This is a genomic window from Sphingopyxis sp. FD7, assembly GCF_003609835.1.
Taxonomy (GTDB): Bacteria; Pseudomonadota; Alphaproteobacteria; order Sphingomonadales; family Sphingomonadaceae; genus Sphingopyxis.
Genome location: NZ_AP017898.1, coordinates 876,702 through 890,197, shown reverse-complemented (window position 1 = coordinate 890,197; position 13,496 = coordinate 876,702). Strand labels below are relative to the sequence as shown.

At 63.7% G+C, this 13,496-nt stretch carries 11 protein-coding genes and 1 tRNA gene; 6 read left to right on the top strand and 6 right to left on the bottom strand.

Annotated elements, in window-relative coordinates; genetic code table 11:
* Positions 1–48 precede the first annotated feature (48 nt).
* Entirely contained in the window at positions 49–4,227 is a 4,179-nt protein-coding gene (gene rpoB, locus SPYCA_RS04125; protein ID WP_120219050.1) for a DNA-directed RNA polymerase subunit beta, read from the bottom strand.
* A gap of 398 nt (positions 4,228–4,625) precedes the next feature.
* On the opposite strand from rpoB, the gene SPYCA_RS04120 reads away from it, so the two are divergent.
* Positions 4,626–5,429: an enoyl-CoA hydratase-related protein gene (locus tag SPYCA_RS04120; protein WP_172594971.1), complete on the top strand. Its 804-nt coding sequence runs from the start codon at positions 4,626–4,628 to the stop codon at positions 5,427–5,429.
* Positions 5,430–5,537: 108 nt separating this feature from the next.
* Here SPYCA_RS04120 and SPYCA_RS04115 read toward each other — a convergent pair whose 3' ends face one another.
* The 3 genes from SPYCA_RS04115 to SPYCA_RS04105 form a co-directional block, all read right to left on the bottom strand.
* The gene (locus SPYCA_RS04115; RefSeq protein ID WP_120219049.1) at positions 5,538–6,140 is read right to left on the bottom strand and encodes an HD domain-containing protein; all 603 of its coding nucleotides are present in this window, start codon (positions 6,138–6,140) and stop codon (positions 5,538–5,540) included.
* A 68-nt stretch (positions 6,141–6,208) separates the two neighbouring features.
* Positions 6,209–6,919 (bottom strand): hypothetical protein, encoded by a 711-nt coding sequence (locus SPYCA_RS04110; protein ID WP_232003514.1) that lies wholly within the window; start codon positions 6,917–6,919, stop codon positions 6,209–6,211.
* Entirely contained in the window at positions 6,903–7,463 is a 561-nt protein-coding gene (locus SPYCA_RS04105; protein ID WP_232003513.1) for a hypothetical protein, read from the bottom strand. Before SPYCA_RS04105 ends, SPYCA_RS04110 begins: the two co-directional genes overlap by 17 nt.
* Before the next feature lie 148 nt (positions 7,464–7,611).
* Here SPYCA_RS04105 and SPYCA_RS04100 point away from each other — a divergent pair, with 148 nt between their 5' ends.
* Positions 7,612–8,055, top strand: coding sequence for an RrF2 family transcriptional regulator (locus SPYCA_RS04100; RefSeq protein WP_120219048.1), 444 nt, complete (start codon positions 7,612–7,614; stop codon positions 8,053–8,055).
* A 57-nt stretch (positions 8,056–8,112) separates the two neighbouring features.
* Here SPYCA_RS04100 and SPYCA_RS04095 read toward each other — a convergent pair.
* Positions 8,113–8,188, bottom strand: a tRNA-Ala gene (locus SPYCA_RS04095).
* 118 nt (positions 8,189–8,306) lie between these two features.
* Positions 8,307–8,633: a TIGR02300 family protein gene (locus SPYCA_RS04090; protein WP_120219047.1), complete on the bottom strand. Its 327-nt coding sequence runs from the start codon at positions 8,631–8,633 to the stop codon at positions 8,307–8,309.
* Positions 8,634–8,758: 125 nt separating this feature from the next.
* Between SPYCA_RS04090 and aroA the strand changes: the two genes are divergently transcribed.
* The 4 genes from aroA (at position 8,759) to SPYCA_RS04070 (ending at position 13,400) form a co-directional block, all read left to right on the top strand.
* Positions 8,759–10,087: a 3-phosphoshikimate 1-carboxyvinyltransferase gene (gene aroA, locus SPYCA_RS04085; protein WP_120219046.1), complete on the top strand. Its 1,329-nt coding sequence runs from the start codon at positions 8,759–8,761 to the stop codon at positions 10,085–10,087.
* Positions 10,084–10,713 carry a (d)CMP kinase gene (locus SPYCA_RS04080; protein ID WP_120219045.1) on the top strand — a complete coding sequence of 210 codons (630 nt, stop codon included), beginning with the start codon at positions 10,084–10,086 and terminating at the stop codon, positions 10,711–10,713. Before aroA ends, SPYCA_RS04080 begins: the two co-directional genes overlap by 4 nt.
* A 488-nt stretch (positions 10,714–11,201) precedes the next feature.
* Positions 11,202–12,914 (top strand): 30S ribosomal protein S1, encoded by a 1,713-nt coding sequence (gene rpsA / locus SPYCA_RS04075; protein WP_120219044.1) that lies wholly within the window; start codon positions 11,202–11,204, stop codon positions 12,912–12,914.
* Positions 12,915–13,121: 207 nt separating this feature from the next.
* A complete protein-coding gene (locus tag SPYCA_RS04070) occupies positions 13,122–13,400 on the top strand; it encodes an integration host factor subunit beta (RefSeq protein ID WP_120219043.1) in 279 nt (92 codons plus the stop codon).
* The last annotated feature ends 96 nt before the right edge of the window (positions 13,401–13,496 follow it).

Sequence of the window (13,496 nt, the reverse complement as noted above, 5' to 3'; positions counted from 1 at the left end):
ACTGCCCCTCTCCCCAGCCCTCTCCCCTGAAGGGGAGAGGGAGCTATTTCATTCGGCGGCTTCGGGAAGGGCTTCCGGACCTTCGTCGGGATCTTCGTCCGAATAGGACGACAATTCGACGTTGAGGCCCAGCGAGCGCATTTCCTTGACGAGCACGTTGAAGCTTTCGGGAATGCCGGCCTCGAAGGTGTCGTCGCCCTTGACGATCGCTTCGTAAACCTTGGTGCGGCCGATCACGTCGTCGGACTTGACCGTCAGCATTTCCTGGAGCGTGTACGCCGCGCCATAGGCCTGGAGCGCCCAGACCTCCATCTCGCCGAAGCGCTGGCCGCCGAACTGCGCCTTGCCGCCCAGCGGTTGCTGGGTGACGAGGCTGTAGGGGCCGATCGAACGCGCGTGGATCTTGTCGTCGACGAGGTGGTGCAGCTTCAGCATATAGATGTAGCCCACGGTCACCTTGCGGTCGAACTTGTCGCCGGTGCGGCCGTCATACAGGTCCGACTGACCCGATTCATCGAGTCCCGCCAGCGTCAGCATGTTCGACACATCGGCTTCCTTCGCGCCGTCGAACACCGGCGTCGCGAACGGCACACCAACCTTCAGGTTCGACGCCAGCTCGATAATGCCTTCGGCATCGCGCGAACGGATGTCTTCGACATATTCGGCGCCATAGACATGCTCCAGCTTCTCGCGCACCGCCTCGGGCATTTCGCCGCCGGTTGCATCGGGGTTGGCGTCGCGCCACTCCTCCAGCGCCCGAGTAACCTGTTGCCCAAGCCCGCGCGACGCCCAGCCAAGATGCGTTTCGAGGATCTGTCCGACGTTCATGCGCGAAGGCACGCCCAGCGGGTTGAGCACGATGTCGACCGGCGTGCCGTCTTCAAGGAACGGCATGTCCTCAACCGGCAGGATGCGGCTGATGACGCCCTTGTTGCCGTGCCGGCCGGCCATCTTGTCGCCCGGTTGCAGCTTGCGCTTCACCGCGACGAACACCTTGACCATCTTGAGCACGCCCGGCGCCAGTTCGTCGCCGCGCTGGAGCTTCTCGACGCGGTCCTCATATTTCGCGTTGATGCGCTTGATCGCGTCGTCATATTGCGCCTTGATCGCTTCGAGCGCTGCCTGCGCCTTGTCGTCGACCACCGCGAGCTTCCACCAGTCGGCGCGGTCGAGGCCGACCAGCATCTCTTCGGTGACGGTATCGCCCTTTTTAAGCCCCTTCGGCACCGCGCTGGTCGTCTGGCCGACCAGCAGATCCTTGAGGCTGGAGAAGGTCGCGCGGTTGAGGATCGCGCGCTCGTCGTCGGCGTCCTGCTTCAGCCGCTCGATCTCCTCGCGTTCGATCGCGATCGCGCGTTCGTCCTTGTCGATACCGTGGCGGTTGAAGACGCGCACCTCGACGACGGTGCCCGACACGCCCGGCGGCAGACGCAGCGAGGTGTCGCGCACGTCGCTGGCCTTTTCACCGAAGATCGCGCGCAGCAGCTTCTCTTCCGGCGTCATCGGCGATTCACCCTTGGGGGTGATCTTGCCGGCCAATATGTCGCCAGGGCCGACTTCGGCGCCGATATAGACGATGCCCGCTTCGTCGAGGTTGCGCAGCGCTTCTTCGCCGACGTTGGGGATGTCGCGCGTGATGTCTTCGGGGCCAAGGCGCGTGTCGCGCGCGGTGACCTCGAACTCCTCGATATGGATCGAGGTGAAGACGTCGTCCTTCACGATGCGTTCGGAAATGAGGATCGAGTCCTCATAATTATAGCCGTTCCACGGCATGAACGCGACGAGCACATTCTTGCCGAGCGCCAGCTCGCCAAGCTCGGTCGACGGGCCGTCGGCGATGATGTCGCCGGCGCGGACCACGTCGCCCACCTTCACCAGCGGACGCTGGTTGATGCAGGTGTTCTGGTTCGAGCGCTGGAACTTTTGCAGGCGATAGATGTCGACGCCCGACTTGCCGGGTTCGACCATGTCGGTCGCACGGATGACGATACGCGTCGCATCGACCTGGTCGATCACGCCGCCGCGGCGCGCCGCAATCGCGGCGCCCGAATCGCGCGCAACCGTCTCTTCCATGCCGGTGCCGACGACCGGCGCCTCGGCGCGGAGCAACGGCACTGCCTGACGCTGCATGTTCGATCCCATCAGCGCGCGGTTGGCGTCATCGTTTTCCAGGAAGGGGATCAGCGACGCCGCGACCGAAACGAGCTGCTTCGGCGACACGTCCATCAGCGTGATCTGCTCGCGCGGCGCCATCAGGAACTCGCCCGCTTCGCGCGCCGAGATCAGCTCGTCGATGAAGCTGCCGTCGGGGTTCAAATCGGCGTTCGCCTGCGCGACCGTGTGCTTCGATTCCTCCATCGCCGACAGATAGACGACTTCGTTCGTCACCTTGCCGTCGACGACGCGGCGGTACGGGGTTTCGATAAAGCCATATTTGTTGACGCGGGCGAAGGTCGCAAGGCTGTTGATCAGGCCGATGTTCGGGCCTTCGGGCGTTTCGATCGGGCAGATGCGGCCATAATGCGTCGGGTGAACGTCGCGGACCTCGAAGCCCGCGCGCTCGCGCGTCAGACCGCCCGGCCCGAGCGCCGACACGCGGCGCTTGTGGGTGACTTCGGACAGCGGGTTGGTCTGGTCCATGAACTGCGAAAGCTGCGACGAACCAAAGAATTCGCGCACCGCGGCGACCGCGGGCTTCGCGTTGATCAGGTCGTTTGGCATCACCGTCGACACGTCGACCGAGCTCATCCGCTCCTTCACCGCGCGCTCCATGCGCAGCAGGCCGACGCGATACTGGTTTTCCAGCAGTTCGCCGACCGAACGCACGCGGCGGTTGCCGAGATTGTCGATGTCGTCGATTTCGCCCTTGCCGTCCTTCAGGTTCACCAGCTCCTTGACGACGGCGAGAATGTCCTCGCTGCGCAGCGTCGTGACCGTGTCCTCGGCATCGAGGCCGAGGCGCATGTTGAGCTTGACGCGGCCGACAGCCGACAGATCGTAACGCTCGGGGTCGAAGAACAGGCCTGCGAACAGCGCTTCCGCGGTTTCGCGCGTCGGCGGTTCACCAGGGCGCATGACGCGGTAGATGTCCGACAGCGCCTGGTCGCGATCCTCGGCCTTGTCGGCCTTCAGCGTGTTGCGAATCCACGGGCCGGTGTTGTTGTGGTCGATGTCGAGCAGAACCAGCTTGTCGATACCCGCGGCGTCAAGCTTCTCCAGATTCTCGGCCGACACTTCGTCGCCGGCCTCGATGTAAATCTCCCCGGTCGATTCGTTGATGAGGTCGTAAGCCGAATAGCGACCGAAGATTTCCTCGGTCGGGATCAGCAGCGTGTCGAGCCCGTCCTTCGCCGCCTTGTTCGCGAGGCGCGGGCTGATCTTGTGGCCCGCGGCAAAGACGACTTCGCCGGTCTTGGCGTCGACGACATCGAACGCGGGCTTCGCCCCGCGCCAGTTTTCGACGACGAACGGAACCTTCCAGCCATTTTCGGCGCGCTCGAAGACGAGGCGGTCATAAAAATGGTTGAGGATTTCCTCGCCCGTCATGCCCAGCGCATAGAGCAGGCTGGTGACCGGCAGCTTGCGCTTGCGGTCGATACGGACGTTGACGATATCCTTGGCGTCGAACTCGAAATCGAGCCACGAGCCGCGATAGGGGATCACGCGCGCCGCGAACAGGAACTTGCCCGAAGAATGGGTCTTGCCGCGGTCATGGTCGAAGAGCACACCCGGCGAACGGTGCATCTGCGACACGATGACGCGCTCGGTGCCGTTGACGAAGAAGGTGCCGTTCTCGGTCATGAGCGGCATGTCGCCCATGTACACGTCCTGCTCCTTGATATCGAGCACGCTGCGCGTGTCGGTTTCGCTGTCGACCTCGAAGACGATCAGGCGCAGCGTGACCTTCATCGGCGCCGCATAGGTGATGCCACGCTGACGGCATTCCTCGACGTCATATTTCGGCTCTTCGAGTTCATAATGAACGAAGTCGAGCTCGGCGGTGCCGGCGAAGTCGCGGATCGGGAAAACGCTGCGCAGCGTCTTTTCAAGGCCCGAAACATAGCCGATCGAGGGGTCCGAACGCAGAAACTGCTCATAGGATTCGCGCTGCACCTCGATGAGGTTTGGCATCTCCACCGCTTCGTGGATGTTGCCGAACAGCTTGCGGATTCGCTTGGTCGCGGTTGCTTCGAGGGCCTGGCCCACCGACTTCGCCTTGGTCGCCATAAGAGATTGTCTCGCCTTGATAAAATGACTCGCGAGCGCAGAAGAGACGCAAAAAGGCCGCAGGCAACCGTTGCCGGTTTACCGCAGCTTCTTGACGCATCTCGAAATCCCCGCCGCCCTATCCGTACAGCCCGCCGCGCAAAGTCAGGCTCTATCTCGGACGATGAGGTATGGGCGCCATATAGGATTTGGCGCACGCCGAGTCAACGGCCGGGGGTTGGGTGTTGATGGTCAGCGCCGAGCAGTTTGCGGCCCCTCCCCGTCGCCATCCCGGCGAAGGCCGGGATGACATGCGAACGGGTTCGGGCCCCTCCCCCACGGCCCCTTGCACTCGCACCCCAAATGCGTCACACCTTTACGTGAACGTAAAGGTAAAGCCCCAGCGAGAGGATATTTCCATGACCGATCTGCCCGCTTTCGACACGATCAAGCTCGATTTCGCCGATGCCGTCGCGACGATCACGCTCAATCGCCCCGATCGGCTCAATTCGATGCCGCCCGCGATGGCGGACGACATCCGCGCGGCGCTCGATCATTTGCCGGGGCTTGGCGCGCGCGCGCTGCTGATCACCGGGGAAGGACGCGGTTTCTGTTCGGGCGCCGACCTGGCGGGCGATCGTTCGGGCGGCACGGTCGGCGGTGGGGCACGGAGCCGCAATGCGCTGCGCGGTCATTACAACCCGATGCTGCTGGCGCTCGCGAACCTCGATATTCCCGTCGTCGTTGCGGTCAACGGCCCCGCTGCAGGAGTGGGGTGCAGCTTCGCGCTGTCGGGCGACTTCACCATCGCGGGCACGAGCGCCTATTTCCTTCAGGCTTTCGTCAATATCGGTCTGGTGCCCGACGGCGGGTCGTCCTGGCTGCTGCCGCGCCTGATCGGCGTGCCGCGCGCGTTGCAGATGATGATGCTGGGCGAGAAGATCGGCGCCGAACAGGCGGCCGACTGGGGCATGATCTATAAATGTGTCGATGATGGCGAGTTGATGGCCGAGGCCAGGGGCCTGGCCACCCGCCTCGCGAACGGTCCGACGATCGCGCTGGGCACGATGCGCAAGGTCTTGCGCGACGGACTGTCACAGGATTTCGCGACCACGCTCGACGCCGAGGCCAGGGGCCAGTTCATCGCCGGCGGCACCGCCGACGCGATGGAGGGCATCATGGCGTTCCAGCAGAAGCGCAAGACCGAGTTCAAGGGGAAGTAAGCCTGACCCGTTGGTCGCCATACCGGCGAAGGCAGGGATCTCGCCGGTGCGGCAAACCGATAGGGTGAGATCCCGGCCTTCGCCGGGATGACGGTTGAGGATAGAGGCCTACGCCGCCGCTTCCCCGGCCATCACCTTCTTGTAGATGCTCGTGCGCGGATAGGAGCACAGCCGCACTACCATCGGCTCGAAAAACTCCAGTGGCTCGCTGTCATAATCGGGGTCGAACGCCGGCGCGTCATATTTTTCGCAGAATTCGGCGCAGGCATCATAATAGGGGTGATCCCTGAACTGGTCGCGCATGTCGCGATCCAGGCCGATGTAATGAAAGAAATAATGGCCCTGGAAGATGCCGTGGTGCTGCACGATCCACAGATTTTCCTCGGACAGAAAGGGTTTCAGGATCGCCGCCGCGACGTCGGGATGATTGAACGCGCCCAGCGTGTCGCCGATGTCGTGGAGCAGCGCCATCACGACATATTCCTCGTCGCGGCCGTCCCGATGCGCGCGCGTCGCGGTTTGCAGACAATGCTCGAGCCGGTCCACGGGAAACCCCCCATAATCACCGCCGAGCAGCTTCAGATGATCGAGGATGCGCCTGCCATTCTGCGGCGCGAACAGCTTCTGCTCGCGCGCGATGATGTCCCAATCCTCCTGCGTCCCGTCGATCATCGAACGGAAGGTCGCATGGTCATGCGTCATGTCGGTCATGGCAGCCTCTCCTTGTCGACCGCCAGTCTACGACATTCGTTTCGGTTTGCAACGCTATGCCGCGCTCCTCATTCGGGAGCGTAGGTCACACCATATTTCAGCGCTTCGTCCAGCGTCAGGCACCGCCGCGTCGACTTATTGTCCTCGCTGGCAACCGCCTGCTGGCGATACATGATCTCGGTCAGCAATTTGCGGGAGATTCCCATTCGGATGAGAAAATCATTATCCTCGCTGGCGAGCAGGGCCGAGTCCTGTTCGATATCGCCGATAAGCTCGCGCGTCGCGTCGGTGCCCAGCGCGACGCTCATGTCGATGGCCGCTCGATCACCGGTTCGAGTGAACATATGCACCATGAAGACGCCGCCGGGATCGATCACGCGCGGTTGTCCCCCCATAAAAACGAAATTGCACGCGCTGAAACAGGCCCAGCCGCTCGGAATGCGCGTCGTCAGCCCCATGTTCGACCGGATAATTCGCCCCGCGGCATTGCCGGCGCGCGCATCGCCGCCCGGCGAGCGCAGCCAGATTTCGCCTACGTCGGGGTTTGCCTTGAGCGCGGCCGCAAGACGGTCGGGCAGACCAGGATCGACGCGCCCCTCCGCCAGCATCACCTTCATGCCGCCGCGCTTTTCGATCGTCAGCTTCATCGTGGGATTGTCCGACCAGTTGGGGTTCAGCGGACAGGTCGGATTGACCGGATCCATCCCGGTCGCCCCGGTCGCCCCGACGAGCGCCGCGGCCGCGAGTCCCAGCCGCGCGGTCTTATGCCGCCAGGACATAACGCGACTCGCCCGGTCCCTTGCACATACGTTTGGTGACGCGCGTTTCCTCACCCTCGACAATGATGAAGTCGTTGACGTTCATACATTTGCGCCCCCCACGCTCGTCGTTGATCGACGCCACGGTCGACGACCCGCTGACGTTGGGGCGCGTTTCGCTCGTCCAGTTCGCGGTCGCACCGACCTCTTCGCCGCGCGTCACCTCCTCGGTCGCTGCGGCCGCCTGTACCTGTTCGGCGGGATCAAGGCGGCAGGCGATCGCATCGGTCAGCGTCCCGCTCACCTCCGCAATCGGGACATAGGAATAAACGCCCGCCTTGCTCGCCGCGTCGCCGACCGCATCGCTGATGACATTGCCCAGGATGTTGCGGCCGATGCTGCTGCCCTTCTTGCCCTTGGGACAGCCGCCATTGCCCTCCTCGCTCGGCGCGGGCGCGGGCGTGGTCACCTTGCGCAAGAGGCTGCCGAATTGCGCCTGTGCGGGGCTGATCGCGAGCAGACAGGCCGCCAAAACCGCCGGGGTCGTCAGGATTTTACCCATCATCTGTTTCACCTGTTCCACGCCCGCAACCGGGCCGTCACGCAACCCCCTATCGACGAATCATGCCACCCGCTGTGATTTTCATCAACCATGCAACTTATCTCATCCAGACAGGTTGAATTAGGGAGAATAATGTCACAGTAACGCCGCCATGCTCTCGCAAAAGACCCGCTATACGATCCGCGCGTTCCAGCATCTTGCCGATCATTGGGGCAAGGGCCAGGTGCAGCTTGCGGACATTGCCGAGGCGCAGAATATCCCGCCGAAGTTCCTGACCGTGATCCTCTCCGAAATGGCGCGCGAGGGGCTGCTGATTTCGCAGCGTGGCCGCGACGGCGGTTACCAGCTCGCCCTGCCGCCGGTCGACATCAGCTATGGCGATCTGGTCCGCCTGACGCGCGGGTCGCTGGCGCTCGTCCCCTGCGCCGCGCGCAACGCGCACGAACATTGCAAGAATTGCCTTCCCGAAGCCGAATGCCGACTCCGCAGCCTGATGCTGAAGGTGCGCGACGACACCGCGTCGATCCTCGACCGCATCACGCTCGCCGACCCGATCGAACTGGAACCCGTTTTCGAGACCGACGAAGCGGCCTGAGAGGCGGCCGCCGCCGGACAACAAAAAGGCCCGCTTGCGCGGGCCCTTTTTGAAGAATGGTGGAGCCTAGCGGGATCGAACCGCTGACCTCCTGCATGCCATGCAGGCGCTCTCCCAGCTGAGCTAAGGCCCCGTGCCATTTCGTCGCGCCTGGGCGGCGCGACCGGGACGCCGCCTTTAGCAGCGCCGCCGGGTGATGCAAGGGGCGAAATCGTCTTTCGACGAAGTTTTTGCCCCTCGCGAAAAACCGATCAGCTTTCGTCGTCCTCGTCGTCGCCGGTCGCGACGCCCAGATCGTCGTCGCCGCCCAGATCGACGTCATTGTCGGGCGAATCGCTGTCCTCGTCAACATCGACGTCCAGATCCAGATCCTCGTCGGCCGCCACATCGTCCTTTGCGGCCTTGCCCGGCTTTTCGGCTTCCTCGAACGGCATCGGCTGCTTCGATTTCAGCACCGATTCCGGAATCCAGGCGTAACCGCAATTGATGCAGGTGACCGGATCGTCCTTGGTCAAATCATAGAATCGCGTGGCGCATTTCGGGCAGCTGCGTTTCGTGCCCCATTCAGCCTTGATCATAAACGCCTCATAATCCTTTGGAAACAGGATAAAAATATCGGAAGAGCGGCGGCGCCTGAATAGCTATCCGCCAAATCGGCGTGCGCCTTGCCAGATTGCAAGGCCGCTGTCAAAAGCCGCTCGCAATGACCGACCAAATCGCCACACCGCGCCGCTTTTCTGCCTCTGTCCCGCTGAAAGGCAGGATCGCCATTCCGGGGGACAAGAGCATCTCGCACCGCGCGTTGATGCTGTCGGCGCTGGCCGTCGGTGAAAGCCGCGTCACCGGCCTGCTCGAAGGGCATGATGTGCTCGCCACCGCCGCCGCGATGCGCGCGATGGGCGCGGGCATCGCGCGCCGCGACGACGGCGAATGGCGCATCCACGGCGTCGGCGTTGGCGGCTTGCTCCAGCCGCAGGGTGCGCTCGACATGGGGAACAGCGGCACCTCGACGCGCCTGCTCATGGGGCTCGTTGCGAGCCATCCGATCACCGCCACCTTCATCGGCGACGCCAGCCTGTCGGGCCGCCCGATGGGCCGCGTGATCGACCCGCTGTCACAGATGGGCGCCGATATCGGCGCGTCGCCGGGCGGGCGGTTGCCGCTGATGGTGCGCGGACTCGCACCGGCCATCCCCCTCTCCTATCGCCTTCCGATGGCCTCGGCGCAGGTGAAGAGCGCAATCCTCCTCGCCGGACTCAACACGCCGGGCATCACCGAAGTCATCGAGCCAGTGCCGACGCGCGACCATAGCGAGCGCATGCTGCGCGGCTTTGGCGCCGACTTGACGGTCGACACCGATGCCAGCGGCACGCGGCACATTCGCATCGTCGGCGAGGCCGAACTGAGGCCGCAGACGATCGTCGTTCCCGGCGACCCGTCGTCAGCGGCCTTCTTCATCGTAGCGGCGCTGATCGTGCCGGGTTCCGACATCACCATCGCGAATGTCGGGCTCAACCCCACGCGCGCGGGACTGATCGAGGTTTTGAAGGCAATGGGCGGCGACATCGAATTGCTCGATGCGCGCGATGTCGGCGGCGAACCCGTCGCCGATCTGCGCGTCCGCCACAGCGCATTGAAGGGCATGGAGGTCGATCCGGCGCTCGCGCCGAGCATGATCGACGAGTTTCCGATCCTGTTCGTCGCCGCGGCGCTCGCCGAGGGGCGGACGGTGACGACGGGGCTCGACGAGTTGCGCGTCAAGGAAAGCGACCGCCTCGCGGTCATGGCGACCGGCCTCAAAGCCATCGGCGCGCGCATCGAGGAAAAGGAAGATGGTCTTGTCATCGAGGGCAGCGGTGGCGACCCGCTGCCCGGCGGCGCCACCATCGCGGGCCACCTCGATCATCGCATCTGCATGAGCTTTGCCGTCGTCGGCCTCGTCAGCGAGGCGCCGGTAACGATCGACGACATGGCGCCGGTCGCGACGAGCTTCCCCAATTTCGAACCGCTGCTTGCGGGCTTGCAGCAATGATTATCGCGATCGATGGCCCCACGGCATCGGGCAAGGGAACGATCGCCAGGGCGCTCGCCGCGCATTTCGGCCTGCCGGTGCTCGACACCGGCCTCCTCTATCGCGCCGTCGGCTATCAGACGCAGCTCAATCACGGCGATCCCGACAAGGCCGCCGACGCGCTTGCCGCCTGCAATTTTCCCGACAGCCTGCTCGATGACCCTGCGTTGCGCTTCGAAAGTACGGGAAGCCTCGCCAGCCGCGTGTCGGTCCATCCGCAGGTCCGCGCCGCACTGTTTCAGCGTCAGGTCGATTTCGCCAACCAGCCCGGCGGCGCGGTGCTCGACGGACGCGACATCGGCACCGTGATCGCGCCGCACGCCGACGCCAAGCTGTTCGTCACCGCGAGCGCCGGGGAACGCGCGCGGCGGCGCCATGCCGAAATGCTGGGGCGCGGGGTCGAAATCGGCTTCGACGCCGTGCTCGCCGATGTTCATGCCCGCGATGCGCGCGATACCGGCCGTGCCGACGCGCCGCTGCTCCGCGCGCCCGACGCGATGCTGCTCGACAATAGCGACATGAACCGCGATGCCGCGATCGCCGCCGCGATCGCCTTCGTCGAGAGCAAGGTCGGACGGCGAGGCTGAAAGATATATTCGCGCAGGGCCGCAGAGATCGCAGGGGATTTTGGTTCACGCGGAAACGCGGGGAGAGATGGCGCCTGCCGCGAAGCGGCGTTCTCCTGCAACCTGTCTGGAACCGCGACGGTGAAGCATGAAGGGGCCTATCGGCCCGAGCCATAATCTCCGCGTCTCCGCGTGAATCCTCATCCGCTCCGCTGTTCGGAGGCATCGTTGGTCGGCATGGCTTTTTCCTTGCCGAAAACCCCTTCCCCGCCTATATGCGCGCCGTCCGACGGGCGTTCTGCCGGTCGAGGCACGGATGAACCGTCGCTTGCATGTCGAGCGCCGGGCGTGACGGGACGCACCCGTCGCGCCCTTTTTGCTTTGCCCGTGTCTCGCCCTTGAAGCGCTCCGACGATGTTTCGTTTCGCATCCGGCGGACGGGACGGATCGGCCACAAGACCAGCGGAACCAACCGCTTGGCCGGAACAATGAAGTAAGGAATACACTCTATGGCCTCTACGGCTTTTCCGACGCGCGACGATTTCGCCGCGATGCTCGACGAATCGCTCGGCGGCGCCGACGGCGGCTTTGAAGGCCGCGTCGTCAAGGGCACCGTGACCGCGATCGAAAATGACCTGGCAGTGATCGACATCGGCCTGAAGAGCGAAGGCCGTGTGCCGCTTCGCGAGTTCGCGATGCCCGGCCAGAAGGCCGACCTCAAGGTCGGCGACGAAGTCGAAGTCTATGTCGACCGCGTCGAAAACGCCAATGGCGAAACGATGCTGTCGCGCGACCGCGCCCGCCGCGAAGCCGCCTGGGATCGCCTCGAAGAGGAGTTCAACAAGGAAGCCCGTGTCGAAGGCGTCATCTTCGGCCGCGTCAAGGGCGGCTTCACCGTCGACCTCGGCGGCGCCGTGGCCTTCCTTCCGGGTAGCCAGGTCGACATCCGCCCGGTGCGCGACGTCGGTCCGCTCATGGACCTGCCGCAGCCCTTCCAGATCCTGAAGATGGATCGCCGCCGCGGCAACATCGTCGTGTCGCGCCGCGCGATCCTCGAAGAAACGCGCGCCGAACAGCGCAGCGGCCTGATCCAGAACCTCGAAGAAGGCCAGATCATCGAAGGCGCGGTGAAGAACATCACCGATTATGGCGCCTTCGTCGACCTCGGCGGCATCGACGGCCTGCTCCACGTCACCGACATGAGCTACAAGCGCGTCAACCACCCGAGCGAAATCATCAACATCGGCGACACGGTCAAGGTGCAGATCATCCGCATCAACCGCGACACGCAGCGTATCAGCCTGGGCATGAAGCAGCTCGAAAGCGATCCGTGGGAAGGCGTCGCCGCCAAATATCCGGTCGGGGCGAAGCTGTCGGGCACGGTCACCAACATCACCGATTACGGTGCGTTCGTCGAACTCGAACCCGGCATCGAAGGCCTGGTTCACGTCAGCGAAATGTCGTGGGTCAAGAAGAACGTCCACCCCGGCAAGATCGTTTCGACCAGCCAGGAAGTCGACGTCATCGTCCTCGAGGTCGACAGCGACAAGCGCCGCATCTCGCTGGGCCTCAAGCAGGCGCAGTCGAACCCCTGGGGCGCCTTTGCCGAGGCGCATCCGGTCGGCTCGGTCGTCGAAGGCGAGGTCAAGAACGCGACCGAATTCGGTCTGTTCGTCGGCCTGCCGGGCGACGTCGACGGCATGGTTCACATGTCGGACATCGCATGGGGCATCTCGGGCGAAGAAGCGCTGCACCTCCACCGCAAGGGCGAGCAGGTGCAGGTTGTGGTTCTCGACGTCGATGTCGAGAAGGAACGCATCAGCCTCGGCATCAAGCAGCTTGAAAAGGGCGCTCCCGCTGTTGGCGGCGGCGCCGCTGCTGCAGGCTCGCTGAAGAAGAACGACATCGTCACCGTTTCGGTCCTCGAAGTCCGCGACAACGGCCTCGAAGTGCAGGCCGGCGAAGACGGCGCCACCGGCTTCATCAAGCGCGCCGACCTTGGCCGCGACCGCGACGAACAGCGCCCCGAGCGTTATCAGGTCGGTCAGAAGTTCGACGCGATGGTTGTCGGTTTCGATCGTTCGAAAAAGCCGAACTTCTCCGTCAAGGCGATGCAGATCGCGGAGGAGAAGGAAGCCGTTGCACAGTACGGCTCGTCGGATTCCGGCGCGTCGCTTGGTGACATCCTCGGCGAAGCGCTGAAGGCCGGCAAGAAGGACTGATAATTTCTTCGGTCCGCCGCAAGGCAATCGAAAAGGCCCGCAGAGTGTCCCTCTGCGGGCTTTTTCTTTCAGTGATATATTTTGACCGAACAGTGATTCATGATACCCTGTCCGCGCGTTGGGAGGGGTCTCACGCACAATCGACGGCAACGATCGATGCGCCTGCATTTGCGGGCAAAGCGTGGCTATGCGAGATAGGGGAAGCACATGATCCGGTCAGAACTGGTTCAGAAGATCGCGAACGAAAACAGCGATTTGAGGCTCGAGGAGGTCGAGCGTATCATCGACACTTTCTTCGATTCCATCGTCGACCAGCTCGCGGTCGGCGGTCGTGTGGAACTGCGCGGCTTCGGCGCCTTTTCGACACGCGCGCGCGAGTCGCGCACCGGCCGCAACCCGCGCACCGGCGCGGCTGTCGAAGTGAAGGCGAAAAAGGTGCCCTATTTCAAACCCGGCAAGGAAATGCGCGAGCGGCTGAACAGCTGAGCGACGATCCAAACATCGTCATTGCAAGCGCAGCGAAGCAATCTCCAGCTATCGAACTGGAGATTGCTTCGCTGCGCTCGCAATGACGTTATCGGA

What these genes read in the sequence shown, in the direction of transcription:
- SPYCA_RS04100 (WP_120219048.1), top strand. Translation starts at nt 7,612, where the DNA reads ATGCTCTCGCAAAAGACCCGCTATACGATCCGCGCGTTCCAGCATCTT.
- SPYCA_RS04105 (WP_232003513.1), bottom strand. Translation starts at nt 7,463, where the DNA reads ATGATGGGTAAAATCCTGACGACCCCGGCGGTTTTGGCGGCCTGTCTG.
- SPYCA_RS04090 (WP_120219047.1), bottom strand. Translation starts at nt 8,633, where the DNA reads ATGATCAAGGCTGAATGGGGCACGAAACGCAGCTGCCCGAAATGCGCC.
- SPYCA_RS04080 (WP_120219045.1), top strand. Translation starts at nt 10,084, where the DNA reads ATGATTATCGCGATCGATGGCCCCACGGCATCGGGCAAGGGAACGATC.
- aroA (WP_120219046.1), top strand. Translation starts at nt 8,759, where the DNA reads ATGACCGACCAAATCGCCACACCGCGCCGCTTTTCTGCCTCTGTCCCG.
- SPYCA_RS04115 (WP_120219049.1), bottom strand. Translation starts at nt 6,140, where the DNA reads ATGACCGACATGACGCATGACCATGCGACCTTCCGTTCGATGATCGAC.
- rpsA (WP_120219044.1), top strand. Translation starts at nt 11,202, where the DNA reads ATGGCCTCTACGGCTTTTCCGACGCGCGACGATTTCGCCGCGATGCTC.
- SPYCA_RS04070 (WP_120219043.1), top strand. Translation starts at nt 13,122, where the DNA reads ATGATCCGGTCAGAACTGGTTCAGAAGATCGCGAACGAAAACAGCGAT.
- SPYCA_RS04120 (WP_172594971.1), top strand. Translation starts at nt 4,626, where the DNA reads ATGACCGATCTGCCCGCTTTCGACACGATCAAGCTCGATTTCGCCGAT.
- SPYCA_RS04110 (WP_232003514.1), bottom strand. Translation starts at nt 6,919, where the DNA reads ATGTCCTGGCGGCATAAGACCGCGCGGCTGGGACTCGCGGCCGCGGCG.
- rpoB (WP_120219050.1), bottom strand. Translation starts at nt 4,227, where the DNA reads ATGGCGACCAAGGCGAAGTCGGTGGGCCAGGCCCTCGAAGCAACCGCG.